Source organism: Demequina sp. NBRC 110055, from assembly GCF_002090135.1.
GTDB lineage: Bacteria > Actinomycetota > Actinomycetes > Actinomycetales > Demequinaceae > Demequina.
The window spans coordinates 701,949-728,289 of sequence record NZ_BBRL01000004.1; the positions used below are offsets into that span (position 1 = coordinate 701,949).

Consider the following 26,341-nt stretch of genomic DNA (forward strand, 5'->3'; position numbering starts at 1 on the left):
GCTCCGGCACGGGGCCGGGAAGTGCCCGGCCCCCTGTCGGCGTTACCGTGAAAGCGCGAGCCGGCCACGGCATCGGCCGTTCGCAGACATCAGGGAGGCAGACATGTCGTGGTGGAAGTTTTTCCAGGCGGTGCGTCGCGGCGAGCACAAGCTGGGGCCCATGACCTGGTTCATGACCGCGGCGTCGCTGATCTATACGATCTCGCCCCTCGACCTCATCCCCGAGCTCATCCTGCCTATCGTCGGCTACGCGGACGACATCGGCCTGTGGAGCCTCACCTTCATGATGCTCAGCCGCGAGAAGGAGGCGTGGGAGGCCAGTATCGCGAGCAGCCCCCGCGTCGTCGGCGTCTGAATCGCGTCGGCTCGCGCCATGGAATAGATCGCACGGCCCACGCGTGACACCCCTATGGAGGTGTCACCGATGACCGATTCGACAGCAGACTTCAGCGCCCTCAAGGCCGTCTTCGTCAACTGCACGCTCAAGCCCAGCCCCGCGACCAGCAACACGCAAGGTCTCATGGACAACGCCATCGCGATCATGGAGTCCCACGGCGTGAGTGTGGATGCATTCCGCCTTGCCGACTACGACGTGCCCGAGGGTGTCTACCCCGACATGACCGAGGACGTCCCGGGCGGCAACCGGCCTCAGGACGACTGGCCGGAACTGTCTCGCCGGATCCTCGAGGCGGACATCCTCGTGATCGGCACGCCGATCTGGCTGGGTGAGAAGTCCTCGGCCGCGACGCGCCTGATCGAGCGCCTGTACGGCCTGAGCGGCGAGCTCAACGACCGCGGCCAGTTCCTCTACTACGGGCGTACCGCCGGCGTCATGATCACTGGCAATGAGGACGGCATCAAGCACATCTCGATGAACGTCCTCTACTCGCTCCAGCACCTGGGCTATGTGATCCCGCCCAACGCCGACGCCGGCTGGGTGGGTCCGGTGGGTCCCGGTCCGTCCTACCTCGACGAGGGCTCGGGCGGCCCCGAGACGGAGTTCACCCGCCGCAACACCGCCTTCATGGCGTGGAACCTGATGCACACCGCCGCGTGGCTCAAGGCCGGCGGAGGCTTCCCGACCGGCGGCAACTCGTCCGAGGAGTGGAGTGAGGGGGCCACGTTCGACCACCCCAATCCGGAGTACCGGCGATGAGGGAGGTCATGGCGGAGGGCCGATGCGCCACTCGCCTCGCGCGGTCGACCCCGCGTGGGTGAGGATGAGACCTATGGCCGAGTTCAGCATTGAGCACCGGGCCGCGCTCACCTATGTGGGCCTGGCGGTCGATGTCACCATGGACACCATTCCCGAGCGCGTCGCGCCGGCCTTCGATGACCTGGCGCGCTACCTCGACGAGCGTGGCATTGCCACCACCGGGCCGTCGGTGATGCGGTACGGCCGCATCATGATGACCGCGCCCTTCACAATGCAGATCGGCTTCGCGGTCGAGGGCCAGCCGTGGATCGACCATCCCTATAGTGCCGACCGCGTCCCTGCCGGCACTTACGTGGTGGGTCGTCAGGACGGGCCGTACGCGAACCTCGGCCAGCTGACCGAGCGCACCATGGCATGGGGCGACGAGCAAGGCGTGGCCTACGCGTTGGAGGTCGGCACGGACGGCGCGCGCGGTGACGGCGACACGTGGGAGGCCTGGTACGAGTGGTACCCCGTCGCTCCCACCTACGGCGAGGACGGCCCTCACGGACCCGTCGAGGTGTGCCTGCTCGTGCGTGACTGAGACGATGCGACCGGTACGGCGGGCAGCCGCCGTCAGTCAGCGATCTCCTCGCGCAACTCCCTGACCCGCTCGAGGCAGGCCTCCTTCTTCGCGACCAGGCGGCGAGCGATCTGTCCCACCTCGGACGTGCGCTGGAACAGCAGCAGGTTGAGGCATCGCGTCACGCCGGCCATGAGGTTCATGTCCCACAGGTCCAGGATCCCGAGCGTGAGTTCCTTTCCCTTGAGGGTGCCGACGGAGTGCAGCGAGCACAGCGACCCCTCGCGGTCGGTCACGGAGTCGTAGCCGCGCGACTGCAACCAGGCGACGAGCGCCGCCGTTTCGGGCTCGAGCTCGGCGGCGAACCGTGCGGCCTCGGCACGCACCCGCGGGTCGATACGGGCATCCGCGGAGATCTCCAGGAGCTGTGCCTCGCCGTCCAGGTGGTGTGCCACGCTCTGCTCGGCGAAGAGGAGGTCGCGGCTGAACGTGTACGACGTCGGAAGTGCGCGCTCGGACGGATGAACCCGTCGGCGTTCGGGTGAACTGATGGTCATGGCGCGCCCCTTGTGGTGTGGATCGGCGGGCGTCTCGGATGGCGCTCCAGCCTCCGTTAACCGTACGAAACGGACACGGCGATCGCCAGGGACCATCGTCCCCACGGCCCACTAGGTTGGTGCCATGGCAAGCATCGACCTCAACGCGGACCTGGGGGAGGGGTTCGGGCGCTGGGCGCTGACGGACGACGCGGGGCTCCTCGACGTCGTCACGAGCGCGAACGTGGCCTGCGGATTTCATGCGGGAGATCCCGCGACCATGCGTCGCGTGTGCGCGCTTGCGGCCGAGCGTGGCGTCGTCATCGGCGCGCAGGTGGCCTACCGCGACCTCGCCGGTTTCGGCAGGCGCGCCATGGACGTGCCCGCCGATGAACTGTCCGCCGAAGTCGCGTATCAGGTGGGGGCCCTCGAGGTCTTCGCGAAGGCGGCGGGCACGACCGTCGCCTACGTGAAGCCCCACGGCGCGCTGTACAACCGTGCGGTCCACGACGAGGAGCAGGCCCGCGCGGTCGTCGACGGTGTCATGCTCGCGGGCGGCCTGCCGGTGCTGGGACTGCCTGGCTCGGCACTGTTGGCCGCGGCGCGCGCGGCGGGGCTTGAGGCCATCGAGGAGGCGTTCGCGGACCGCGCCTACACGTCCAGCGGCACGCTCGTCCCGCGGAGCGAACCCGGGGCCGTCGTGACGGCGGCCGATGCGGTGGTCGCCCGCGCGGTCGCCGTCGCCACCGGCAGCCCGGTGGAGGCAGTCGACGGAGGATCGCTCGACCTGCGTGCACGGTCTTTATGCCTGCACGGCGACACCCCAGGAGCGGTGGCGCTCGCTCGTCGAGTGCGCGACGCGCTTGTCGAGGAGGGCGTCGAGGTCCGCTCCTGGGCACAGTCATGAGCGCCACCCCTCGGACAGCCGGGGTCAGGCTCCTCCCCATGGGACACGCGGCGACGCTCATCGAGCTCGATGACGCCGACCTCGTGCCGGCGCTCGCCGCGGCCATCTTCGCGGCCTGCGAGGCGGGCGAGATCGCCGCGCGTGACGTGGTGCCGGCGGCCACCACCGTGCTGGTCGATGGGCTGTCGCGCGTCGACACCGCGGTGCTGGCCGACATCGTGGCGGCGTGGGAGCCGGACGATGTCGAGACTCATCTCGGCGGTCTCATCGAGGTGCCCGTCGCCTTCGACGGACCCGATCTCGGCGACGTCGCCGCCGCGTGGGCCGTCACCCCCGATCAGGCGGTCGCCGAGATCGCCGCCACCGAGTTCACCGTCGCCTTCTGTGGCTTTGCGCCTGGCTTCGCCTACCTGACGGGCTTGCCCGAGCATCGGGCGGTGGCACGCAGGGCCGAGCCTCGCACCGCCGTGCCTGCGGGCGCCGTCGGTCTCGCCGGACCGTATGCGGGGGTCTACCCGCGCTCCTCGCCGGGCGGCTGGCAACTCGTCGGTACGGCGTTGGGCCAGCCGCTGTGGGACACCGATCGCACGCCGCCCGCGCTACTCACTCCCGGCACGCGTGTGAGGTTCCTGCCGTGATCGAGGTCATCGACGCGGGAACTCTCCTCACGATTCAGGATCTGGGCCGGCCGGGGCACGCCCACCTGGGGGTGCCGCGCTCGGGCGCCGCCGATGTGCGCTCGCTGCGCCGAGCCAACGCCCTCGTCGGGAACGCGCCGGGCGCCGCGGCGTTCGAGGCCACGCTCACCGGCGCGGTCCTGCGCGCCAGGGTGTCCTTGATCGTGGCGGTCGCCGGAGCGAGCGCACCCGTCTTCGTGGGCGACGTGCCCGCGACCGTGGGTCGCCCGGTGAGGCTCGCTCCCGCGCAGGTGCTCGACGTGGGCGCCGCCACCGCCGGCGCGCGGACCTACATCGCGGTGCGCGGAGGCATCGCGGTACCTCCCGTACTGGGATCCCGCTCGGCGGACACGCTGTCCGGGCTCGGGCCGGCACCCCTCGTTGCCGGCGACCGGGTGGACGTCGGGGAGAGTGTCGCCGCGCCCCAGGACCTCTTCACCACGGCCGTCCCCGAGCACCCTCTGTCGGGCCCCGAGGAGGCCGTGACCCTGCGCATGCTGCCCGGCCCTCGTGCGGACTGGGTCGCGCCGGCGAGCCTCGAGAGCCTTCCCCATCTGCCCTTTGTCGCGTCCGAACGGTCCAACCGCGTGGGTGTGCGCCTCACCGGCGCGACGGTGGCTCGCTCGCGCGACGAGGAACTACGCAGCGAGGGGCTCGTGGTGGGTGCGGTGCAGGTGCCGCCATCGGGCGAGCCCGTGATTTTCCTGGCGGACCACCCGACCACCGGGGGCTACCCGGTGATCGGGGTGCTCGACAGTGCGTCGCGCACGGCGGCCGCCCAGGTGCGACCGGGCCAACAAGTGCGGCTGGTCGCCTCGCGATAGCCTCGCCCGCACCGTGCCTTCCGCTCCCAGCGGGACATGAGGGTCGATCTCGCGCCGAAAACGACCCTCATGTCCCGCCAGGAGGACGCGATGGTTACTGCTTGTCGTGATCCTCGGGCAGATGATCGATCGGCATGATGATCTGATCGGTCGGGTGCTTCTCGAACGACGGCGCCTCATCGGCGGGGACATCGGTGGTGTCGCCCCCGTTCCCATCGGCCGGAGTGGTGTCGGCATCGGTGCCGCCGGCCCGGCCGGGAACGTCCGCGCCGTCCGCCCCCTCGGCTTCGGGAGGCGTCGAGCCTGCCATCGAGACGGCAGCAGGCGCCGATTCCGATCCCGGCACCACGGACTCCGCAAGGTGATCCTCGGCGCCGGGAGGGGCCGCCGCGGCCTTCGCCACGGCATCGTCCGTCGCGGTGACGACCATGCCGGTCGCGGCAACCGCCGTCCCCGTAACCACGGCATCCGAGCTCGTGGGTCCCGCGCCACCCTTCTTGTGGCGCCGCGGGATCGGGGCGCCCAGCGTCCACCGTCGTACGGATGGGAGGTGCGTGCGCGCGGCCTCGGGGTCCACATCTGCATCGGTGGGCTCCAGCCCGTACTCGCCGGAGATGGTGTCGCGGATGTGGTCCATGAAGTCGGCCCGGTTGGCGGCGAGGTAGAGCGCATGCTCGCGCCTGAACGCCTTCACCGTGGACAGCATGATGCCGATCATGACGATCGAGAACGGTAGCGCCGTAATGATCGCGGCGGTCTGCAGTGCCGAGAGCCCTCCGGACAGCAGCAGCGCGATCGCGACCAGCGCCGTGGTGCATGCCCAGAACACGCGCACCCAACGCTTGGGGCTCTCGTCGCCGCCGGTGGTGAGCATCGACAGCACCAGCGAACCCGAGTCCGAGGACGTCACGAAGAACACCGCGATGAGGATCATGGCCCCGATCGTCAGCACCGTCGATCCCGGCAGGGTGTCGAGCATCGCGAACAGCGAGCCGTTGTAGTCGACCTCACCATTGGGTCCCACGAGCCCGCCGCCCTCGTAGAGCTCCTCGTAGATGGCGGTGCCGCCCATGACGGCGAACCAGAAGAAGGTCACGACCGAGGGTACGAGCAGCACGCCCCAGATGAACTCGCGGACGGTGCGTCCCTTGGACACGCGAGCGATAAACACGCCCACGAACGGCGCCCAGGAGATCCACCAGCCCCAGTAGAACGTGGTCCACGCGGCCTGCCACTCCTCGCCTGCCTCGCCCTGGAAGGCGGAGACGTTGAAGCTCAGTCCAATGAAGTTCTGGATGTAGGAGCCGAGGTCCTGCACGAACTCGCGCATCAGGAACTCGGTGGGCCCGGCGAACAGCACGAACAGCAGCAGGAACAACGCGAGCGCGAGGTTGGTGTTCGACAGCCACTTCATGCCGCGCTGGAGGCCCGTGACGAGGGAGAAGATGGTGACGATCGTGATGACGATGATCAGCACGATCTGGGTGGTCGTCGAGGGCTCGGCGATCCCGACCGACTCGAGGCCGGAGGAGATCTGCAGCACGCCCAGTCCCAGCGACGTCGCGACACCAAACAACGTGCCGACGACTGCGGTGACGTCGATGACGTTGCCCCACCCGCCCTTGATGTGCTTGCCGAGCAGCGGCTCGAGGGCGTAGCGGATCGATACGGGGCGCCCGCGGCGGTGGACGGCATACGCGATGCCGAGCCCCACCACGATGTAGATGGCCCACGCGTGGATGCCCCAGTGCAGGAACGTCTGGCTCATGGCCTGCTGCGCGAGCTGCTCGGGGGTGCCGCCCACGCCGGGCCGCGGCGTCGCGAAGTGCGCGAGGGGCTCGGAGACGCCGTAGAACACCAGGCCAATGCCCATGCCGGCCGCGAACAGCAGCGCGAACCAGGAGAACATCGAGAACTGTGGCTTATCCGAGTCCTTGCCTAGCTTGATGTTGCCAAAGCGGGAGAAACCCATGACCAGCGCAAACGCGACGAACACCGCGGCGATCAGCACGTAGTACCAGCCGAAGGCGTTGATGATGGTCGACTGGATCTGGTCGAAGAGGCTCTCGGCCGCCTCGGGCCAGATCATCGCGAATAGCACGAAGCCGAGGATCAAGATCGCCGATGGGTAGAACACCCAGGTCGCGAGGGCTTTGCGGGACATCGGCTCGCGTTGCTCGAGCTCGCTTGCGGAATGATGTGCGGACTCAGTTGTCATGCCGTCGGTGCCTCGGGGATGGGGCCGAGGCACGTTCCTCCTTCGCTGGTTCTCAACCTAGTGGATGGGGACATTTCCGTCGCTTGCAGGGCCGATGCCGTGGTCACCCGCCGTTGGCTTCCACCACGACGGTGTCGGTGAAGCGGGCGGCAGGCGTGCGCCACGCGACGACAGCCAGCACCACGATGACGACGAGGATCGCGACCGTCGCATCGAGCAGGGGCAGCCACCACGCCGCGACGGCGAAGAACGCCGCCGAGCCCGCGAGCCAGCCCCACGCGCCACCCACGAGCCTCATGATGATCGCTCCAGCGAGCGCGAAGAGTGCGGCGCCGCCCGCGATGAGCACGGCCGATTCGCCCGAGACGTCCTCGTCGGCGCGCGCCATGACCCCCTCCTCGAGCCCGGCGGCGACCAGGATGATCCCGGCAATCAGCGGCAGGTGGATGTAGGTGTAGGAGTCGCGCGCGATGTCCGCCTTGTGCTCGTCGTCCGCGTCGTGGAGCGCGCGCTCGACGGTGGGGCCGATGCCCTTGAAGTAGGGCCACCACAGCGCGATGGACGCCAGGACTCCAAGGAGGCCGACAGCGAGGAACTCCCCGGTGAGGTCGATGTCGGCGATGGTGATGCCCAGGGCCAGGACGGACTCGCCCAGGGCAAGGATGACGACCAGGTCGAAGCGTTCGGAGAAGTGCGAGCCCGACTGGACCCGCCAGCCCGGTCCCTTCACGGACAGCACCCACGTCGCGAGGGCCTCGAGCGCGACCGTTCCGGCCCACCACCACAGGCGCTGCTCGGGCGGGAGGATGGCGCCGGCAACGAGTAACACGGCCGCCGGGATCCACGCGGCGGTCGACAGCCAGATCTGCCGGGTGAGCCGTGCGTCGCCGCGTGCCGCCCACAGGTAGACGGCGGCGTGTACCACGCGGACCACCAGGTAGAGCAGGGAAAAGGCGAGGGGCTCAATCGCTCCGCCCTCGGCCCCCCAAATCCCATCGATGGTCATGGCGATGCCGAACACCGACACGAGCGCGACGATGAAACCAAACAGCGGCAGCCCGCGGTCGGCGCGCACCACGTTGCCGAGCCAGCCCCACACCACCCAGACCCACCACAGCACGGCGAGGACCAAGAGGCCCTCGCCGGTGGCGCGCCACGTGTGCTCCTCGGCGATCCACGTGGTGACCTGGACGAAGGCAAACACGTAGACCACATCGAAGAGCAGCTCGAGCGTGGTGACGCGATGGTCGTCCTCAGTGCCTTGCGCGCCCAGGCGGCGCGCCAGGTTTCTCACGCCGCGTCCTCGTCTGGGTGGCGCGCGAGGTACCAGCGCTGCCACGCGAACACCGCCGCCACGGCGGCACAGGCGCCCACGATCTGCCAGGGTGATTGGCCGCCCCGGACGAGGACGAACGCGACGAGGACCACGGCATCGGCCGCCAACGCCGTGACGAGCACCCAGGCACGTGCCCCCACCTCGTCGCGCAGGCGCGTCAGCACGCCCCAATGGATGACCATGTCCATGACGAGGTAGAAGATGATGCCGACGGCCGCGATCTGGGCCATCCCGAGGGTGACCGCGAGGACGGCGGCGACGACGCCCAGGTAGACCAGCAGGTGGTGGCGCACCTCGCCGGGAAGGCCGAAGTGGCGGTGGGGGATCATGCGCATGTCGGTCACCATCTCGAGCATGCGCGACACGGCGAACATCGAGGAGATGAGGCCCGTGAGGCACGCGACGACCGCGACGACGACGGTGGCTCCCACGCCCCACGATCCCAGTGCGGGCTTGGCGGCTTCGGCGAGCGCGTAGTCCTGCGCCTTGACGATCTCGTCGACGCTGAGGGACGACCCCGCAGCGAAGGCGACGACCGCGTAGACGGCCGCGACGATCACGAGCGAGATCACGATGGCGCGGCCCACGTTGCGGCCGGGATCTTTCAGCTCGGAACCGTCATTGGTGATGGTCGTGAAGCCCTTATATGCCAGCACGCCGAGGCCGGTGGCGGCGATGAAACCGCCGATGCTCGCGCCGGCCGTGAGGCCCTCGGAGCCGGCCTCGTAGGAGCCGCCGGAGGCGACGATCGCGGCGACGGCAAGCAGTCCCAGGCCACCGACCTTGATGATCGCGCCGCCGGTCTGCAGCCAGCCGATGTTCTCGTTGCGCGCGAGGTTGACGGCGACGGCGGCGACGACGGCCGCCACCGCGAGCACGGGGACCAGCCAGCCGGGTAGCCCGAGCGGCTCGACGAGGTACGTGCCGAACGTGCGGGCGACGAGCGCCTGGTTCAGCACCATGGACAGCGCCATGAGCATCGCCGAGCCCGCGGCGATGGTGGTGCGGCCGTAGGCCTGCGTGAGGATCATCGCGATGCCACCCGAGGACGGATGCTTGCGGGTGACCTTGATGTACGAATACGAGCCGAGCCCGGCGACCGCGGCGGCCGCCAGCAGCGCGAGGGGGAAGAGCGGACCGGCGAGGTCGGCGACCTGGCCGGTGAGGGCGAAGATGCCCGCACCGACCATCACGCCCGTGCCCATCGCGACGGCGCCGCGGAGCGTCAGCGATCCTTCACGGTAGTTGCCGGCCATGCCTCATGCGACGCGAGCATCGCCTCAGGTATTCCCCTACCGCGGCGCGCTTACCCCCGTTTCGCCTTGAGGGCGGTGGCGTTGAGCACCGCAATGAGGCGGTCAAGGTTCGCGAGCGACAACTTGCCCTCGGACGTCATCGCGATGGCGCGCAGCGGCATATTGCGCATGAACGCCTCCATCATCTGCTTGGTCTCGTCGGTCGCCTTGGGGTCCGATCCGAACGCCTTCACTACCTGCGACATGAGGGCCTTCTCGACGAGGCGTCCGCCCGCGCTCGCGGACAGGTCCGCCACGGTCGAGTCGTAGTGGAACGGGAACGTCGGCGTCGGCTGGGGGACCGGGCGGCCCAGCGGGGCGGTGAACTCGGTGGACGCCGAGGGCCGCGCCCGCGGACGCCCTCCTCCCCTCCTGACGCGCGAGCGGACTGGCGCGCGCTCGCCGGCCCGCCTCGCACCGTAGGCTCGCGACCATGGAGACCTGGCCCGACCACGTGGTGAGCGCGTTGCGTTGTCCCGTCTGCGGCGAGGTCCTGACCCGGGCTGAGGCGGGCCTCACGTGCTCCACCGGCCACCGTTTCGATGCCGCCCGCCAGGGCTATGTGACCCTCCGCGCGGGCCACGGCCGCTCCCTCAACGCCGACACCGTCGACATGGTCATGGCGCGCGAGCGCCTCCAGTCCGGTGGTTGGTACCTGCCGGTGGCCGATGCCGTGGCGAGCGCCGTAGCCGAGGTCGCCTCGGTCGGGGCCTCCGGGACGGGTCTGCTGCTCGACCTCGCGGGAGGCACGGGCTATTACGCGGCCGCGGCGCTCGAGGCGTTGCCCGGTTGGGGCGGCATGGTGATGGACCTGTCGACGCCGGCCCTCAAGCGCGCGGCGCGCGCTCATGAGCGGGCAGTCGCGGTGGGGGCCGACGCCCTCAAGGTGCTGCCCATGGGCGACCGCGCGGTGGACCTCGTCTTGTCGGTCTTCGGCCCGCGCGTGCCGGCGGAAATCGCCCGTGTGCTGCGCCCGGGGGGTGCCCTGGTCGTCGTGACTCCGCTGCCCGCACACCTCGCCGAGCTGGTCGCCGCCGTCGACGGGGTGCACGTCCACGAGGGGAAGTCCGAGCGGCTGGCCGCCCAGTTCCCCGGGTGGGAGCGGGTGGTGTCTCGCGACGTGGTGACTCCGCTCTCGTTGACGGCGGATGCCGCTCGAGACGTGCTCGCCATGGGTCCCAACGCCCATCACGTCTCTGGCGAGGCGCTCGAAGCGTTGGGCCCACGCCACGCGACCCTCGCGGTCAGGGTCGAGGCACTGGTGGCGCCAAGCGGGGGAGCGTCGTGACGGATCAGGAACTCGCCGCGGTGGTCGCGGTCATCATCGCCGTCAGCGCGGTGATTCATGCGGGTCTTGCCGTGGTGGGCTTCATGTCCCGTCGTCGTGCGGGTGCTGGGGCGAGTGGTCCCGCCGTCGATCTTCGCGGCGCGCTCGCGGCCGGCCGCTGGCGCCTCACCGTCATTACCGTCCTGCACGCGATTCCGTTGACGTTTGCGACGTCGCTCGCCGTCGTGGAAGAGCCCAAGGCGATCATGATGGCGGCGCTGTGGATCGGCGCGCTAGCGTTTGCGCTCATTGGCGTCGTCGGCATCGCGATGGCGAGGCTCGGCGCGGACCAGCCGGGCGGTCCCCTGTTGTCGCGGGTGGTCGGCCTGGGCGCCCTCATCGGCGGAGCGCTGGTGTTCGCCGTGATGGCGACGGTGGGCGGATAGTCGGCCACGGCATCGGCCGCCGTGAATTACGCAACACGTACGTGTGCATATACTGAGCGGCGATGAAGCCTCAGAACCGTCCCCCGCGCCCCGTCCACACCGCTACCGTGAGGCGTACCGAGCAGCTCACCCCCGCGATGGTGCGGGTCGTGGTGGGCTCCGATGCGCTGAAGGACCTGGGACCCTTCGAGCTCACGGACCACTACATCAAGATCAAGTTCGGTGACGTGACCCGCACCTATACGGTGCGCTGGCACGACCGTGCCGCCGGCGAGATGGCGCTCGACTTCGTGATCCACGGCGACGAGGGCCTCGCTGGACCGTGGGCCGCGCGGGCGACCGCGGGCGACGAGATCGCCTTCATGGGCCCCGGTGGCGGCTGGGCTCCGCGACCCGACGCCGACGTCCACCTTCTGGTGGGCGACGAGTCTGCCCTGCCCGCGATCGCCGCCGCGCTCGACGCCCTCCCGGCGGATGCTCGCGTCGAGGTGTTCCTCGAGGTTGCCACGGCCGCGGAGCGCCAGCCCCTGCGTGAGACCAGCAACACCACCGTCCACTGGATCCACCGCGACGAGCACGGCATGGGCTACGGCGAGGCGCTCACCTACGCCGTCGAGACGGCGACGCTGCCCGAGGGCGACCTCGAGGCCTTCGTGCACGGCAACGCCGACATGATCAAACCGCTGCGTCACCACCTCTTCAACGTCATGGGCGTGCCGCGCGAGCACGTGTCGATCTCCGGCTACTGGCGCACCGGCATGAACGAGGACGGCTGGCAGTCTTCCAAGCGCGAGTTCGTGGCGCAGATGGAGGCCGAGCAGGACGCCTAGCCGGCGAACACCGCCGGCAGCACCGCGACCACCACGAGCGCCCATGCGCCGTAGGCGGGCAGCATGCCCGTCTGCCACCGCTCGAGCCGGTGGGCGGCCCCGGGCGCGGCGCGGTTCAGCCGAACGAGCAGCCACGCGGTGACGACGAGGTTCACGAGGAGCAGGGCGTTAAGCCCCAGGATCACGACGCGGTTGAGGGTCCAGCCGCCGTCGCCGATGCGGATGAGGACATTGACGAGCGCCACCGCGTCGAGCGCCAGGGCTCCGGTCACGAGCGCGAGCTGCACACGGTCGAACCACGTGGGCCCACCGTCGTTGTCGCGCGCGGTCAGGCTGTAGAGCACCAGCCCGATCGCGATGATCAGGATGACGTTGCACACCAGCAGAAGGTCCCTCGACAGCCCCGCGACGTTGCCCGAGGCGAGCACCACGATCAGCAGAAGCGCAAACGCGACGGCGAACAACGGCGTGAACACGCGCGCCAGCACCGGTGCCATGTTCTCGATCACGGACTGCTTTGCCTCGACCAGCCACGCGGCCACGACGGCGGCGCCGCCTGCGCCCAGCGGCAGCATCCACTCGAGCACGAAGGCCGAAGCATCGCGTCCCGCCGCCTCGCAGGCCAGCGCGACGATGCCCATGAGGACCCCGCCGCCGAGGCCGAGCAGGACCATGTAGATGACCCACTCGCCCGTGAAGCGCACGGAGTCCATGAGGCCGTCGGTCTCGCGCCAGCGGGTGCCGGCGTAGGCGAGCATGACGAGGAGCCACGCGAGCACCGGCACGTGCAGTGCCGTCGTGACGAGGGCGTCATCGTTCGCTCCGGGGCGATAGACCGAGGCGAGGGCCGCGACCGCGATCATGCCGACGCTCGCGGTGGCGCTGACGGTCACGCCGGGACGGTGGCGCCACAGGAGGTAGCCCCCGACGGCGGTCAGGAGGAGCGGACCCAGGTAGAGCGCGTAGGCGGTGTCCACGCCGGCGGGAGATAGCCACAGGGGCAGCCGCATGAGCAGCCCGCCGACGATCGCGAATGCCAGGGCCGCCCACACCGAGGCGCGCTGGCCGTCGCGCCCGCGCGACGACACGCCGTCCTCGCCCAGTACCAACTGCTTCCACAGCCGGCGGGAGTTCTCGCGTGCGAACTCGCGCGCGATGTCGCGCTGGCTGCCCAGGCGCTTGACGGCGACCAGGAAGGCCTCGTCGTCGTTGAGGCCCGCGGCGAACAGTGTCTCGATGTGTCCGCGCAGGTGGTCCTCGAGCTCGTCGACATCGGCAGGCGCGACGCCGGGCTGCGCCTCCAGGTGGGCGCGCCACAGGTCGATCTGCGACTCCAACGGGCCGGTCACGCGAGGCTCACCTGCCCACCGAAGTCCATGCGCCCCCACGCGGTTTCGAGCGCTGCGGCGACCGTGCGCCATTGGCTCACGTGGGTCGCGAGCGCGCTACGCCCCTCGGCGGTGAGGGCGTAGTACTTGCGCCGCCGGCCCGTCTCGGACTGGCCCCAGCGGCTCTCGATATGGCCGATGCGATCCAGGCGGTGCAGCAGCGGGTACAGCAGGCCCTCGGTCCAATCCAGCTCGCCGTCGGACAGTTCGCGGACGCGGCCCAGGATCGCGTAGCCGTACGAGTCGCCCTCGGCGAGGATGCTCAGCACCATGGGCGCCGCGCTCGCGGCGACCAGGTCCTTGGGGATGTCCATGCGTCACTCCGTCCGGCCTCGTCCACGCAAGACCTAGCAGCATGATGCATAGAACTGCTAGGTAATGTCAATCGGCGCGGCACCGGAACCGCCCCGTCGCCGCATCCGTTGCCATGATGTGCCCGTTCACGATGATCTGCCGCTGACCGATGACAGGGCCCCGGCGCCCGCAGGTCACGCTCACCCCGACCCCGCAGTCATGGAGTTCGCACGTCAGATGCGCGCGGATCTCTCCCGCCTCCTGATGGAGCACCAGTTCGGCGTCGACGAGGTGCTGACCAAGGTCACGATCCTGCGCGAGGAGTTCCTGCACCTGCGCCGGTACAACCCCATCGAGCACGTGGCGAGCCGGGTGAAGAGCCCCGAGAGCCTGCTGGCCAAGATGGCGCGCAAGGGCGTGGCGCCGGACACGGAATCGATCCGCGCCGCCATCACGGATATTGGTGGCGTGCGCATTACCTGCAGCTTCATCGAAGACACGTACCGGGTGCTCGAGGCGCTCGTGAGCCAGGATGACGTCACCGTGATCGAGGTCAAGGACTACATCGCCTCGCCCAAGCCCAACGGCTACAAGTCCATCCATGCCATCATCCAGCTGCCGGTGTTCCTGTCGACGGGCGCGGTGCCCGTGACCGTCGAGGTCCAGATCCGCACCATTGCGATGGACTTCTGGGCGTCACTCGAGCACAAGATCCACTACAAGTTCGACGGCGAGGTTCCCGACCACCTGGCCGAGAGCCTCTCGGACGCCGCCGCCATCGCCGAAAGCCTCGACCACCGCATGGAGGAGCTGCACCGCGAGGTGCACGGCGACCACCATGATGACGACGCGGGTGCTCCGGCGGAGATCGACGAGGACCTCGTGGTGCGCATGTGGGAGATGATGCGCTCCGCGCCCGACGCATAGCGAAGGCCACCGCCGCAGGGTTGCAACTGCGACGGCGGCCTCCGCGGTCCGTGGGGTGGGCCGTTACGGCATCAGCACACCGTCGATGAGGTAGACGGTCGCATTGGCGGTCTGCACGCCGCCGCACAGCACCATCGAGTCGTTGACCATGAGCTCGTCACCCTCGCCGGTGACCTCGACGTCGGTGCCCTCCACCGTGGTGTGGGTGCCAGGGATGTCGGCGGGCTCGATCTGGCCGGGAACGACGTGGTAGGTGAGGATCTGCGTCAGCAGGTCGGCGTCGGTCGACAGGGTGTCGATGGTCTCCTGGTCGATCTCGGCGAACGCGTCGTCGACCGGCGCGAACACGGTGAACTCGTCGCCGTTGAGGGTGTCGACCAAGTTGACGTCGGGGTTCAACTCACCGCTGACGGCAGCGACGAGCGTGGTGAGCATGGGGTTGTTCGACGCGGCCACGGCAACCGGGTCCTGGGACATGCCCTGAATGGAACCGGGGCCGTCGGGGACCTCTTCGGCGTACGCCGCGCACGCGGGGCCCACCAGGTTGGCGGCCGGATCCATCGCCATCGAGTCGTCCTCCATGGACTCGTCCTCCATCGCGTCGTCTTCCATCATCGAGTCGTCCGACATGGACTCCTCGGGCATGGCCTCTTCGGTCATGGCGGGAGTCGTGGACTCCATCTCCTCCTCGCCGGCATCGGTGCTGCACGCCGCCAGCGTGAACACGCCCGCCACCGCAAGCGCCACTCCCGCCGAGTACTTCTTCGTTCCCTTGAGCATGGTTCCTCCAGTCTCTGGGCGTTGATATGCCCTGGTAGGGCACCCCTCGCGGGGTGCCTGCCGCCGATGCGGCGTCACCGGGGGTTCGGTCCCCGGCGGCGAGCGGATGGGAAAAAAGAAAAGAAATCTCGGAAGGGACGGCCATCCCATCCGCGCCGCCGTCGTCAGCGAACGTCTCCTAACGACTACGGAGGCACGGGCATGGAACTGGTCATCATTGGGCTGCTGGGCGGCCTCATCACGGGGATCTCACCCTGCATCCTCCCGGTGCTCCCCGTCATCTTCCTGACGGGCGGCGCGCAATCGGCGAGGATCCAGCGCTACGACGCGCTGGGAACGATGGGCGGAGTGGGAACCACCGCGGCGGTAGGTTCGCCGGGCGGCGCCGTCGCGACCGCTACCAGGGACACGACCACTGCCGAGCCGGCCGCGGAGGTGTCGAGGTGGCGACCCTTCCTCGTGATCGCGGGCCTCGTCACCAGCTTCACCCTGGTCACGCTTGTCGGCTCGCTCATCCTGAGCGCCCTGAGCCTGCCCCAAGACGTCATCCGGTGGGTGGCGATGGCGGTGCTCATCCTCATCGGCATCGGGCTGATCGTTCCGCGCTTCGAGCACGTTTTGGAGCGCCCCTTCGCGTTCATGCCGAAGCGTCGCGTGGACAGTAAGGGCAACGGCTTTGGCGTGGGTCTTGCCCTGGGTGCCGTCTTCGTTCCCTGTGCCGGCCCGGTGCTGGCCGCCATCATCGTGGCCGGGTCGACGGGCCAGATCGGCGCGGGCACCGTCGCGCTCACCGTGTCCTTCGCGATCGGCGTGGCCGTCCCGTTGCTGTTCTTCGCGCTAGCGGGCCGCGGCCTCGCCGAGCGGGTGAAGGCGTTCCGCCGCCGCGAGCGCGGACTGCGCATCGCCGCCGGCATCGCGATGATTGCGCTCGCGGTCGGTCTCGCCTTCGATCTTCCCGCCGCCCTCCAGCGCGCGCTCCCCGACTACACCGCGCAGATCCAGGAGGACCTCACCGATAGCGACGCCGCGCAGGATGCGCTGGCGTTGGGAGGTCTCGTCAACGACGAAAACCGCGAGCTCGACCAGTGCACCAATGGGGCCGAGGAGTTGGAGAGCTGCGGCACCGCGCCGTCCATCAAGGGCATCGAGGCGTGGTTCAACACCCCTGGCGACCAGCCCCTCAGCCTCGACGAGCTCCGCGGCGAGGTGGTCCTCATCGACTTCTGGGCCTACTCATGCATCAACTGCCAGCGTTCCATCCCGCACTCGGTGGCGTGGGACGACACCTACGGCGATCTGGGCCTCAACGTCATCGGCGTCCACTCACCGGAGTACGCCTTCGAGAAGGACGAGGACAACGTGCGGGCGGGAGCCGAGGACTTCGGCATCACCTATCCCGTCGCGCTCGACAACAACCTCGCCACCTGGACCAACTACCGCAACCGCTACTGGCCCGCGCATTACCTGATCGACGCCGACGGCACCGTGCGCCACATTTCCTTCGGTGAGGGCAACTACGAGGCGACCGAGGACATGATCCGCGAGCTCCTGGTCGACGCCAACCCCGATGTCGATCTTCCAGGCGAGACGAACATCGACGATGTCACGCCCGAGGTGGGCTCCACCACGCAGGAGACCTTCCTGGGCACTTCCAAGGACGTGAACTACGGCGGCGACGATCGTTACGCGCCCGGCGACGGCTCGTATACGCTGCCGGACGCCCAGCCTGACGACTCGTTCGCGCTGGAGGGGAAGTGGACGCTCAAGACCCAGTACGCCACGCCCACCGACGGGCCTGCGTCCATGCGTCTGCGTTTCCACGCCTCCGACGTGCGCATGGTGCTCGCGGGGTCCGGTGAGGTCACCGTCACGCTGGACAACGGTCAGTCGCGCACCATCGACGTCGACGGCACCCCACGGTCGTATGCGGTCGCCGAGGATGTGGCCGAAGGTCAACACACCCTCGATGTCGAGGTGTCCGAAGGTGTGGAGGCCTACTCGTTCACGTTCGGGTAAGCGGAACTACATCTCTTCGTGCGTGTTGGGATCGCCACCGAAGAGTCGCCCGTCGGCCTTGGTGAGCGCGGAGATCGCCGTCATCTCTTCAGGCGTGAGCTCGAAACCGAACACGTCGAGGTTGTCCACCTGGCGCGACGGGGTCGCTGACTTGGGCAGCGGCACGCTGCCCAGTTGGACCTGCCAGCGCAGGATCACCTGGGCGGGCGTCACGCCGTGCGCCTCAGCCGCCGACACCACCGCCGCCTCGCCGTAGGGCGCCTGGCGCTTACCCAACGGGCTCCACGACTGCGTGAGGATGCCGCGCTCCGCGTGCACCGTGCGCATCGCCTCCTGGTTGAAGTACGGGTGTAGCTCGATCTGGTTGATGGCGGGCGTGATGTCGGTGTCGGCGATCACATCCGCGAGGTGCTGGGCGGTGAAGTTGGACACCCCGATGCTGCGCACGTAGCCGCGCTGTCGCGCCTCGATGAGCCCCTGCCACGCGTCGCGATACTTGCCGGTGATGGGGTTGGGCCAGTGGATCAACACCACGTCGATGGTGCCCAACTGCAGCTTGTCGAACGACTCCTCGATCGAGTTCACGGCCGCGTCGGTGTCGTGGTGGCGCCCGGGCAGCTTGGTCTGCACGGTAATCTCGTCGCGCGCGGTGCCGGTGGCTGACATGAAGTCGCGGATGCCCTGGCCCACCTCGACCTCGTTGCCGTAGTTCACCGCCGAGTCGATCAGCCGGTAGCCCTTATCGAGGGCGGAGCGCACGCCCGCGACGCACTCGTCGCCCTTCATGGGGTAGGTGCCAAAGCCCAGCGCGGGGATCTCGAAGCCGTCATTGAGGGTGCGGGTCGGGATAGCCATACCGCCAACCTACGCCCGATGCCGTGGCGGAGTCACGCGCTCGGCCCGCCCTGATGACCGGTGGCGTGGGCTAGCGCCGTCGTGCGGCGCGACGCCGCGCGAGGACCTCACGGATGGGCGGCACGATGACGCCCGCGGCGGCCATCTCGGCGCGGGTGCGCCTGCGGGCCCACAGCACTCCCACGATGCCGACCGCCCAGGGCAGGGCCGTCGTCGAGAGGCCGATGCGGTACTCGTCGAGCGTGTACTCGCTGACCCCCGCGGGGGAGACGGCCTGGAGGGCCACGCCCACCAGGAGCACGGCGACGACGGTCGCGGCGAATCCGCCGATGTTCGCGAAGCCCGTCGCCGCTCCGCCGCGACCCGCGATGCCGTGGGTGCGCGCAAAGTCGAGGCCGATGAGCGACGCGGGGCCGCTCACTCCGGTGACCGCAAGCCACAACACCAGCTGCCACAGCGGCCTCGGCGTGGACGGGATGAGGACCGACGCCCACGTGGCGGCGGCCACGACGCTGATCGCGAGAACCAGCCACGAACGGCGCAGCGGGTGACGGCCCGTCAGGACTCCGAGGACCGGGCCCGCACACACGTTGGCAACGACCATCACGGTCAGCAGCCCGCTGGCCGTGGTCGCCTCGAGGCCCTGCGCCTGCACGAGGAAAGGCACGCCCCACAGCAGGGCGATCGTGTTGGGTCCGATGAGTCCCAGCCAGTGCGTCCAGAAACCCAGCTTCACGCCCGCGGGGCGGATCGCCTCGCGCAAGGTGACCCGAGCGGTCGGTACGGCGGAAACAGAGGCAGCCGCAGCATCGGCCGTCGGGGGACGGCGGATGCCGACGATGACCGATGCGGCCGCCGCCAAGCCCAGCGCGGCGAGTGTCGCGAACGTCGCCGACCAGCCCTGCTGGTGCAGCAGGAAGGCGACCGGGATGGCCGAGGCGACCTGGCCCAGCTGGCCGATGAGTCCCAGCGACTGCACGATGACCGGCACCTGGCGCGCGGGGAAGTACTTGGCGGCGATCTGGTTGCCGGCGATGAAGATGGGGGCGTCGCCCAGGCCGATGAGGACGCGCGCGATCACGGCGCCCGCGAGGGCCGGGGTGGTCGCGAGCAGGAGTTGGCCCGCGGCCATGATGAGGGAGCCACCGATGAGGACCGCGCGCGAACCGAAGCGGTCGATGAGCGAACCGGCCGGCAGCTGCATGGACGCGTAGACGGCGATCTGCACCATGGCGAGGACGGACAGCGTCGTCGCCTCGATGCCGAAGCGTTCGGAGGCCTCGATACCAGCGATGCCGAAGCTCGTGCGGTGCACCACCGCCATGAAGTACACGAAGGCCGCGATGCCCATCGCGATCCAGGCGCGGCGGGACGCCTTCGCCGGTCCCGTCGTTGCGACCGCGGGCGCTGGGGAATCGGGCATGGGGGCCTCCGGGGCGTACGCGGTCAGGCCAGCGTATCGGCGTGAGGAGGGTGGTCGGGACCGTGCTGCCGTGAGGACGGGGTGCTGGCGGCGGCCGGGCCCGCACCATCCGGGTCCGGCCGCCGCCAGGGGCTAGGCGCGCACGCGCTGAGGCACGTCCGTCTCGCTCACGGGGGAGGGGGAGGCGAGGGAGACGGTCGCGTGCTGCGGCAGCCAGCCGTCCGGGGTGGGTAGGGAGGAGGTGCCCAGGGCCTGCGCGGTGGTCACGTCCGCGTCGGCCGTCGCCCCGGTAGGAGCCACCACCGCGACCAGGCCGATCGCCGCGACGAGGGCGATGATCCTGAGCGGCCGGGTGATGTTCATGTCTTCATCACACCGCACCAACCTGGGAGTGCGCTGAGAATCGGCACACAAGTGGCGCCGGGTGGGGGACTTACTGCTGGACCGGCTCGCCGTCCACCTCGGTGACGCCCTCGTACAGGCCGATGACGTTGCCGTCGGGGTCCTCGATGACGGCCCACCAACTGGTCGGCGTGATCTCGTCCTTCTCCATGAGCACCGTGGCTCCTTGGGACTTCGCGAGCGACAGCGTGGCGTCGATCGAGTCGACCTCCACATAGGAGCGCGGCTGTGCGAAGTCCTCGCTGCGCGGCGCGAGCCCGCCGCCGCTGATCTTGTTGGGTGCCTGCCACATGGGGTAGTCCTCGAAGCCGGGAGGAGCGGCAATTTCCCAGCCAAACAGCAGGCCGTAGAAGTGCTTGGCGCGTGCCATGTCGGACACGGGGATGTCGATGTGGGTGATGTCGCCGTGAGCCATGGGTTTCTCCTTCGCTGGTGGGGCGTGGCGGTTCCAGTATGAGCGCACACGACCGAGGTGACCTGGCGAGGATGGGGGACGTACCATCAAGCCATGAAATATCTCTTGATTGCCCTGCTAGTTGCCGCCGTCCTGCTCGGAGTCCTCGGCTTCATCATCAAGGCGGCGCTGTGGCTCGCCTTCATCGGCCTGGTCGTGTTTGTCGGCACCATCGCGTTTTGGGTCATCCGTGCCAAGATCAACAACCGGTCCGAGATCGAGTCGCCGTAAGCCGGTCCCTGCGTGCTAGGAGTCGCTGAGTGCGCGGTGTGCGCGACAACCGGGCACTAGACGACTCGTAGGAGACGGCCGTGGCGCTCAGCGGTCGCAGGCGCACACATAGTTGAAGGACACCACCTCGTCGCCTTCGTCTGGACGCGCCCACGCGCGAGCCTCGGCCTCATCGGCGAAGGCTCGCGGCGCCAGGCGACCGTTCGCCATGCGCACGCTGAACTCGATCTGCTCGCGCGGATCGATCCATTCCACCGGGGTTGTCACCCTTCGAGGGTACGCCCGGGTCGCCGAGTGGTGCCCGTCGATGCCGCCAGCGTGGCCGCCACTACTGAGCCCACGAGCGCACCGGCGGTGTTGAGGATGATGTCGTCGATGTCGGCGACCCGCCCACCCCAGTGCTGCGCGACCTCGATGGACGCCGACAACACGGCGCCGAGGACGGTCGCCGTGACGACGCGTCGCCAGAAGCGTCCCCTGATCAGCCCGGCGACGGCCGCGCCGAACGGCATGAAGAGCACCACGTTGCCCACGAGGTTGCGCCACGGGCTTGAGCCGCGGTTGTCGAGGCCGCGCTGAATCTCCTGGAACGGCACCAGGTTGACGCCTCCCGCCTGCCCGGACGTGCCTCCCAGGAGGAACCCGAGGGTGAGGGCCGCGATGAGCGCGAGACTCAGCGCGAGCGACAGCCACAGCCCTGCCGTACGGGTGCGCCGGCCGGTCACCAGGCCCACCGCGACCGCGGCGCCCAAGGCGACCAGGAGCATCGGCCATGTGAGGTCGACGCCGTCGACGGCAATCATGGGTGCTCCTTGTTGATCGGGAGCGGCCATCCTATGTCGTGAGGCCCGGTCTCCTGCCGGGACATGAGGGGCGCAGAATCGCGTTCTTCGACCCTCATGTCCCGCTGCGGAGCGGGTGGGGGTTTACGGGACGGTGTAGCCCGCGGCGCGCACCAGCTCGTACCACTCGGAGCGCGTCAGCGGCACGTCCGAACCTTGGGCGGCGGCGGTCACGCGCGCGGGCGTAGTGGTGCCGAGCACCACCTGCATCCGTGCGGGGTGGCGGGTGATCCATGCCACCGCGATCGCCTCGGCCGGTACGTCGTACTTGTCCGCGAGGCGGTCGATGACGGCGTTGAGCTCGGGGTAGCGCTCCGAGCCCAGGAACGGGCCGTCGAAGAAGCCGGCCTGGAACGGCGACCATGCCTGGATGGTGATGTCGTTCAGGCGGCAGTAGTCGACGATGCCGTTGTCGCGCTGGATGGACTGGTCCAGGTTCTGCATGTTGGCCGCGATGCCCTGAGCGATCATCGGGGCGTGCGTGATGGACAGCTGCATCTGGTTGGCGACGATGGGCTGCTTGACGGAGCGCTTGAGCAGTTCGATCTGGCCGGGCGTGTGATTGGAGACGCCGAAGTGGCGCACCTTGCCCGAGGCCTCGAGCTCGTCGAACGCGCGGGCGACCTCGTCGGGCTCCATGAGGGCGTCGGGTCGGTGCAGCAGCAGGATGTCCAGGTAGTCGGTGCCGAGCGCCTCGAGCGACGACTCCGCAGACTCGATGATGTGCTCGTACGAGAAGTCGAAGTACGGCCCCGGCTGGCGGATGCCGCACTTGGTCTGGATGGTGAGCGCCTCGCGCTCAGAGGAGCTCAGCTGCATCGCCTCCGCGAAGCGGCGCTCGCAGCCGTGGTACGGCGGGCCGTAGAGGTCGGCGTGGTCGATGAAGGTGATGCCGGCATCGCGCGCGGCGGTCATGAGGTCGCGCACCTCGTTGTCGGACTTGTCGACAATACGCATGAGGCCGAGGACCACATTGGGGGCCTCGATGTCGGTGCCGGGCAGGGCGAAGGTCTTCATTGTTCTCTCTTCAGTACGGGGGCTTAGGCGGAGAGCCAGGCGACCTGCTCGGCGGTGAGCGTGAGCTCGGCGGCGCCGGCGGAGTCGCGGATCGACTCGGGGCGCGAGGCGCCAGGAATCGGGATGACGGTCGGCGCGAGCGCGAGCTCCCACGCGAGGGTGACCTGGTAGACCGAGGCGCCCACGGCATCGGCCACCTCTTGGAAGGCTCCGTGACGACCGGACAGGTCCTTCGCGTTGGCGATGCCGCCCAGCGGGCTCCACGGCAGGAACGCGATGCCGAGCTCCGCGCAGTGCTCGAGCTCGCCCTGGCTCGAGCGGAACGCGGGGGAGAACTGGTTCTGGACGGACACGAGCCGCCCGCCGAGGATCTCCTGCGCCTGGTCGATCTGCTCGACGTTCGCGTTCGAGATTCCCGCCATCTGGATGACACCCTCGTCCAGCAGGTCGCGGACGGCGCCCACCGAGTCGGCGTACGGGACGGCCGGGTCGGGGCGGTGGAATTGGTACAGGCCGATGCTGTCGACACCCAGGCGCTGGGCCGATGCCTTGGCCGCCTCCTTGATGTAAGTCGGGTCGCCGTTTTGGGTCCACGTGCCGTCGCCGGGACGCAGGTGGCCGCCCTTCGTCGCGACGAGGACATGATCGGCGTCGCCGTGCGAGCGCAGGGCGCGGGCGATGAGCTCCTCGTTGTGGCCCACCTCGGCCGCGTCACGGTGGTACGCGTCGGCGGTGTCGATGAAGGTGACGCCCGCGTTCACGGCGGCGTGAATGGTGGCGATGGAGCGGTCGGCGTCGGGGCGGCCCTCGATCGACATGGGCATCCCGCCCAGTCCGATGGCCGAGACCTCGCGTCCGCCGATGGTGCGCTGCTGCATCGTGGCAGTCCTCCTGAGGGTGGGGAGTGCGACGCCGGGCGGCGCCGCCACCTTCACTGTAGGAAGGGCTAGCCTAGAAATCCAACAGTTGCCAGTTCTCAGATTCATCGATGGGAGACATGAATGGATCTGCGCCAGATGGAGTACCTGCTCGCGGTCGCCGAGGAACGGCATTTCACTCGGGCGGCCGAGGTGGCCGGCATCTCTCAGTCGGGGCTGTCCTCGGCGATTCGCAGCCTCGAGACCGAGCTTGGCACGGCCTTGTTCGACCGCACCACGCGCAGGGTCGAGCTCACCGAGGCCGGCGCGGCGCTCGTCCCATATGCCAGGACGATGCTCGCGCAGGCCGCTGGGGCGCGCGACGCCGTCGTGAAGGCGAGCCGTGAGGTGACGGGCTCGCTGCGCATCGGCGCCGAGCAGTGCCTCGGTTTTGTCGACGTGTCGGCGTTGCTGGAACGCTTCCACCGGCGTCACCCCCGGGTCGAGACCCACTTCACGCAGGCGGGGTCGCAGGACCTTGTCGCGATGATTCGCGCGGGAGACCTCGATGTGGCGTTCGTTGCCGCGACGCGCCACCTCGGTGCGCTGCCGCACGAGACGCTCGGGGAGGAGGACCTGGTGCTGCTCGCCCCGCCGGAGCACCGGCTGGTCGCGGGACCGGCGGTGGCTCCCGAGGTGGCCTGGAGCCTGCTCGAGAGTGAGGACTTCATCGACTTCACACCCTCGTGGGGAGTGCGGTCGCTGAACGACGAGGCGCTCGCGGCGCACGGCGTGCACCGACGCATCCGCTGCACGGTCAACGACGTGCATACCCTCATCGACCTGGTCAACAGGGGACTGGGCATCGCCATCGTGCCCCGCCACGTCGCGAACAAGCCCGAGGCCACGCGCCTGCGAATCCTGGCGTTGCCCGAGACGCCGGGACTCAGGTGGCAGGTGTCCGTCGTGTCCTCGGCGTGGGACAAGGTCGAGGCGCCGTCCACCCGTCTGCTCGAACTGCTGGCCGACGTCGCACGAGGCTAACCGGGCCCCACAGGTGGCGCCAGGGTGCGCCGTGGCGTAGACAGATGCCATGACGAAGACCTCGGAGTGGTTGGCCGCGTACGTTCGCGCATGGGAGACCAAGGAGCCCGATGACGTGCGCGCGCTCTTCACCGACGACGCGGAGTACTGGTACCGGCCCAATGACAAGGAACCCGTGCGGGGAATCGACGCGATTATTGCGTCCTGGCAGGAGCCCGAGCCCAGCGTCCCCGAGCACGACCTCCGGGTGCTCATCGAGAATGGCGAGCTCGGCATCATCACCGGCGATGTGAATTACCCCGGCCATGAGCACTACACGAACATGTGGGAGGTGTGGTTCGCGCCGGACGGCCGCGCCAAGAAGTTCGTCGAGTGGTGGATGCTGCCGCGCACTCCCGCGGGCGAGTAGTGGTGGGAAGCGCGCATAACTCTGCTACCTCGATGGATACTCCGGGCCGACCAGGCCCAGTCCATGCAAAGGCTGTTCCCAGTCCATACGGCCAGCGTCTTCCCAGTTAGACGCTTCTTCTGAGTCGTGCGCATGCGATCGTTTCTGCGCCGAGAAACGGCAGGGTGCCGGACCGCCGGCCTGCGGAGTGCTCGCATCTTTTCCCCCGAAGGCATGGGTCGCTGCGCGCGACTCTCCGCTACGGAACGCGCGGCTCGAACCTGCTGCGGTGGGACGGGTCTCGCAGTCACGAATCCGGCGGCAGCCCCAACCCCGCGCCGCATAAGCGTCTAGGCCAAAACTCACTTACAGACCTGTAGGGCCCAGCCGAAAGGCTAGGGCCCTACAGGTGCTTGACGCATATCCGGACGACTGCACGAGCGACGCGTCCAGTCCAGCACAGAGCCGCGCATGACCACACCCTCGACGGCACTCAAACGGCTGGAAGCAGTAATCGTGCAGTTACGCATCAGAATCGCGTCAGTTCTGCGCACTTCCCCCGAGTGGGTAGAGCGCGTAGCTCAACTACCTCGGTGGATACTCCCGATCCTATGAGTCCAGCGCATGGAATTCCTGATCCCAGTCCATTTCGGTAGCAAATCAACTGGTAGAGACACCTTCGCGATCACTGACGGGGGCTTTACAGCCGGCCCTACCGTGGGCCAGGGTACGACTTCTGTTGGAAAAGCTCCGTCGGGATCGAGCGACCGCGTGTGCGAGCGCAGCCGCGCATACCTCCGCGAACGACGCCCCGGCGTCCCCTTCGAGCTGCGTTCGAACGCGAATAGCGAACGCACCAAACCACGTCGGGCCTGCGGCGTCTCCGAAGACTGCCCGAGTGTTCGTAGTCCTCGGGAGTGCCGAACGGTGCCCGCCCGCTTGCTATGTCTCGTTGCTTGTCGATGGTGGGCTCTGTCCTCACGCCCTCACAACTTTCAAAATGGAAATCTGATCCTGACACTCTGTCCTCTGTGGACCTGTCCTAGTGCCAACTCCCCCTACTACCGGCCAAGTGGTGACCGCCGTTCTGATGACTTGGAAATCCGGCCTCTTTTTCGCAGGGCCCGCCAGGTCAGCACCGAGATGGAGCTCTGCGGAATGCAGACCCACGGCACCGGACGGACTACTACTGGTTGATATCTGCTCCATCTGACCTGGGGTATGGCGCACTGCGCGCTTTGCGGGAAGCGGCGCAGCGTGCGGGAGATCTATCAGAGGGGCGAGGAGCCAGGTTCCCACGCCGCTAGCGTTGCGGGGCCCTAGAACCCGAACCTCGTCAGCCTCAAATCGGCGTGTGCGTGGAGCGCTT

General features: G+C 68.8%; 30 protein-coding genes. 14 read left to right on the forward strand and 16 right to left on the reverse strand.

Annotation, left to right across the window (positions count from 1 at the left end; genetic code table 11):
* Positions 1-103 precede the first annotated feature (103 nt).
* The 3 genes from B7K24_RS03315 (at position 104) to B7K24_RS03325 (ending at position 1,739) form a co-directional block, all read left to right on the forward strand.
* Positions 104-355: a YkvA family protein gene (locus tag B7K24_RS03315; protein WP_084128690.1), complete on the forward strand. Its 252-nt coding sequence runs from the start codon at positions 104-106 to the stop codon at positions 353-355.
* Between the two features lie 69 nt (positions 356-424).
* Positions 425-1,156: a flavodoxin family protein gene (locus B7K24_RS03320; protein WP_084129230.1), complete on the forward strand. Its 732-nt coding sequence runs from the start codon at positions 425-427 to the stop codon at positions 1,154-1,156.
* 73 nt (positions 1,157-1,229) lie between these two features.
* Positions 1,230-1,739, forward strand: a complete 510-nt coding sequence (locus tag B7K24_RS03325) for a GyrI-like domain-containing protein (RefSeq protein ID WP_084128691.1) — start codon at positions 1,230-1,232, stop codon at positions 1,737-1,739.
* A gap of 32 nt (positions 1,740-1,771) precedes the next feature.
* Here the strand turns inward: B7K24_RS03325 and B7K24_RS03330 are convergent, their stop codons facing one another.
* A complete protein-coding gene (locus B7K24_RS03330) occupies positions 1,772-2,275 on the reverse strand; it encodes a hypothetical protein (RefSeq protein ID WP_084128693.1) in 504 nt (167 codons plus the stop codon).
* Between the two features lie 124 nt (positions 2,276-2,399).
* Here B7K24_RS03330 and B7K24_RS03335 point away from each other — a divergent pair, with 124 nt between their 5' ends.
* The 3 genes from B7K24_RS03335 to B7K24_RS03345 are packed head-to-tail and all read left to right on the forward strand — an operon-like array spanning position 2,400 to position 4,662.
* Positions 2,400-3,161, forward strand: a complete 762-nt coding sequence (locus B7K24_RS03335; RefSeq protein ID WP_084128694.1) for a LamB/YcsF family protein — start codon at positions 2,400-2,402, stop codon at positions 3,159-3,161.
* Positions 3,162-3,199: 38 nt separating this feature from the next.
* Positions 3,200-3,799, forward strand: coding sequence for an allophanate hydrolase subunit 1 (locus B7K24_RS03340; protein ID WP_234986533.1), 600 nt, complete (start codon positions 3,200-3,202; stop codon positions 3,797-3,799).
* Positions 3,796-4,662, forward strand: a complete 867-nt coding sequence (locus tag B7K24_RS03345) for a biotin-dependent carboxyltransferase family protein (protein ID WP_084128697.1) — start codon at positions 3,796-3,798, stop codon at positions 4,660-4,662. Before B7K24_RS03340 ends, B7K24_RS03345 begins: the two co-directional genes overlap by 4 nt.
* Positions 4,663-4,756: 94 nt before the next feature.
* Here the strand turns inward: B7K24_RS03345 and B7K24_RS03350 are convergent, their stop codons facing one another.
* From B7K24_RS03350 to B7K24_RS03365, 4 genes are all read right to left on the reverse strand, one after another.
* The gene (locus B7K24_RS03350) at positions 4,757-6,826 is read right to left on the reverse strand and encodes a BCCT family transporter (RefSeq protein WP_307181767.1); all 2,070 of its coding nucleotides are present in this window, start codon (positions 6,824-6,826) and stop codon (positions 4,757-4,759) included.
* A 157-nt stretch (positions 6,827-6,983) separates the two neighbouring features.
* Complete coding sequence (locus tag B7K24_RS03355; protein WP_159449127.1) at positions 6,984-8,174, reverse strand: low temperature requirement protein A; 1,191 nt, start codon at positions 8,172-8,174, stop codon at positions 6,984-6,986.
* Complete coding sequence (locus B7K24_RS03360) at positions 8,171-9,472, reverse strand: APC family permease (protein ID WP_084128702.1); 1,302 nt, start codon at positions 9,470-9,472, stop codon at positions 8,171-8,173. Before B7K24_RS03360 ends, B7K24_RS03355 begins: the two co-directional genes overlap by 4 nt.
* 50 nt (positions 9,473-9,522) lie before the next feature.
* Positions 9,523-9,768, reverse strand: a complete 246-nt coding sequence (locus tag B7K24_RS03365) for a hypothetical protein (protein ID WP_084128703.1) — start codon at positions 9,766-9,768, stop codon at positions 9,523-9,525.
* Positions 9,769-9,944: 176 nt separating this feature from the next.
* On the opposite strand from B7K24_RS03365, the gene B7K24_RS03370 reads away from it, so the two are divergent.
* The 3 genes from B7K24_RS03370 to B7K24_RS03380 all read left to right on the forward strand — a co-directional run bounded on the left by B7K24_RS03370 (position 9,945) and on the right by B7K24_RS03380 (position 12,054).
* Positions 9,945-10,799: a putative RNA methyltransferase gene (locus B7K24_RS03370; RefSeq protein WP_084128704.1), complete on the forward strand. Its 855-nt coding sequence runs from the start codon at positions 9,945-9,947 to the stop codon at positions 10,797-10,799.
* Complete coding sequence (locus B7K24_RS03375; RefSeq protein ID WP_084128706.1) at positions 10,796-11,224, forward strand: hypothetical protein; 429 nt, start codon at positions 10,796-10,798, stop codon at positions 11,222-11,224. Before B7K24_RS03370 ends, B7K24_RS03375 begins: the two co-directional genes overlap by 4 nt.
* Before the next feature lie 62 nt (positions 11,225-11,286).
* Entirely contained in the window at positions 11,287-12,054 is a 768-nt protein-coding gene (locus B7K24_RS03380) for a siderophore-interacting protein (RefSeq protein ID WP_084128707.1), read from the forward strand.
* Here B7K24_RS03380 and B7K24_RS03385 read toward each other — a convergent pair.
* Complete coding sequence (locus B7K24_RS03385) at positions 12,051-13,403, reverse strand: permease prefix domain 1-containing protein (protein WP_084128709.1); 1,353 nt, start codon at positions 13,401-13,403, stop codon at positions 12,051-12,053. The two genes, B7K24_RS03380 and B7K24_RS03385, sit on opposite strands and share 4 nt — an antisense overlap.
* The gene (locus B7K24_RS03390; protein WP_084128710.1) at positions 13,400-13,756 is read right to left on the reverse strand and encodes a PadR family transcriptional regulator; all 357 of its coding nucleotides are present in this window, start codon (positions 13,754-13,756) and stop codon (positions 13,400-13,402) included. Before B7K24_RS03390 ends, B7K24_RS03385 begins: the two co-directional genes overlap by 4 nt.
* 199 nt (positions 13,757-13,955) lie before the next feature.
* On the opposite strand from B7K24_RS03390, the gene B7K24_RS03395 reads away from it, so the two are divergent.
* Entirely contained in the window at positions 13,956-14,663 is a 708-nt protein-coding gene (locus tag B7K24_RS03395) for a GTP pyrophosphokinase family protein (protein ID WP_084128711.1), read from the forward strand.
* Positions 14,664-14,726: 63 nt separating this feature from the next.
* Here the strand turns inward: B7K24_RS03395 and B7K24_RS03400 are convergent, their stop codons facing one another.
* Positions 14,727-15,443, reverse strand: a complete 717-nt coding sequence (locus tag B7K24_RS03400) for a fasciclin domain-containing protein (protein ID WP_084128712.1) — start codon at positions 15,441-15,443, stop codon at positions 14,727-14,729.
* Between the two features lie 201 nt (positions 15,444-15,644).
* Here B7K24_RS03400 and B7K24_RS03405 point away from each other — a divergent pair, with 201 nt between their 5' ends.
* Positions 15,645-17,459: a cytochrome c biogenesis protein DipZ gene (locus B7K24_RS03405; protein ID WP_084128713.1), complete on the forward strand. Its 1,815-nt coding sequence runs from the start codon at positions 15,645-15,647 to the stop codon at positions 17,457-17,459.
* Between the two features lie 6 nt (positions 17,460-17,465).
* Here B7K24_RS03405 and B7K24_RS03410 read toward each other — a convergent pair whose 3' ends face one another.
* The 4 genes from B7K24_RS03410 to B7K24_RS03425 all read right to left on the reverse strand — a co-directional run bounded on the left by B7K24_RS03410 (position 17,466) and on the right by B7K24_RS03425 (position 20,554).
* Complete coding sequence (locus tag B7K24_RS03410) at positions 17,466-18,314, reverse strand: aldo/keto reductase (RefSeq protein ID WP_084128715.1); 849 nt, start codon at positions 18,312-18,314, stop codon at positions 17,466-17,468.
* A gap of 70 nt (positions 18,315-18,384) precedes the next feature.
* Positions 18,385-19,737, reverse strand: a complete 1,353-nt coding sequence (locus tag B7K24_RS03415; RefSeq protein WP_084128716.1) for a nitrate/nitrite transporter — start codon at positions 19,735-19,737, stop codon at positions 18,385-18,387.
* 132 nt (positions 19,738-19,869) lie between these two features.
* Positions 19,870-20,100, reverse strand: a complete 231-nt coding sequence (locus B7K24_RS03420; RefSeq protein ID WP_084128718.1) for a hypothetical protein — start codon at positions 20,098-20,100, stop codon at positions 19,870-19,872.
* A 70-nt stretch (positions 20,101-20,170) separates the two neighbouring features.
* Entirely contained in the window at positions 20,171-20,554 is a 384-nt protein-coding gene (locus B7K24_RS03425) for a VOC family protein (protein ID WP_084128719.1), read from the reverse strand.
* A gap of 93 nt (positions 20,555-20,647) precedes the next feature.
* Between B7K24_RS03425 and B7K24_RS13520 the strand changes: the two genes are divergently transcribed.
* Positions 20,648-20,824: a hypothetical protein gene (locus tag B7K24_RS13520; RefSeq protein ID WP_200808265.1), complete on the forward strand. Its 177-nt coding sequence runs from the start codon at positions 20,648-20,650 to the stop codon at positions 20,822-20,824.
* 87 nt (positions 20,825-20,911) lie between these two features.
* On the opposite strand, the gene B7K24_RS03430 is transcribed toward B7K24_RS13520, so the two are convergent.
* From B7K24_RS03430 to B7K24_RS03445, 4 genes are all read right to left on the reverse strand, one after another.
* Positions 20,912-21,091, reverse strand: a complete 180-nt coding sequence (locus B7K24_RS03430) for a hypothetical protein (RefSeq protein WP_084128721.1) — start codon at positions 21,089-21,091, stop codon at positions 20,912-20,914.
* Complete coding sequence (locus B7K24_RS03435; protein ID WP_159449128.1) at positions 21,088-21,627, reverse strand: VanZ family protein; 540 nt, start codon at positions 21,625-21,627, stop codon at positions 21,088-21,090. The genes B7K24_RS03430 and B7K24_RS03435 overlap by 4 nt, the downstream gene beginning before the upstream one ends.
* A 123-nt stretch (positions 21,628-21,750) precedes the next feature.
* Complete coding sequence (locus B7K24_RS03440) at positions 21,751-22,683, reverse strand: aldo/keto reductase family oxidoreductase (protein WP_084128724.1); 933 nt, start codon at positions 22,681-22,683, stop codon at positions 21,751-21,753.
* A gap of 23 nt (positions 22,684-22,706) precedes the next feature.
* Positions 22,707-23,561 (reverse strand): aldo/keto reductase, encoded by an 855-nt coding sequence (locus B7K24_RS03445; RefSeq protein ID WP_084128725.1) that lies wholly within the window; start codon positions 23,559-23,561, stop codon positions 22,707-22,709.
* Between the two features lie 123 nt (positions 23,562-23,684).
* On the opposite strand from B7K24_RS03445, the gene B7K24_RS03450 reads away from it, so the two are divergent.
* On the forward strand, positions 23,685-24,584 hold the full coding sequence (locus B7K24_RS03450; protein ID WP_234986534.1) for a LysR family transcriptional regulator: 900 nt from the start codon (positions 23,685-23,687) through the stop codon (positions 24,582-24,584).
* Between the two features lie 49 nt (positions 24,585-24,633).
* On the forward strand, positions 24,634-24,993 hold the full coding sequence (locus B7K24_RS03455; RefSeq protein WP_084128728.1) for a nuclear transport factor 2 family protein: 360 nt from the start codon (positions 24,634-24,636) through the stop codon (positions 24,991-24,993).
* Positions 24,994-26,341 lie beyond the last annotated feature (1,348 nt).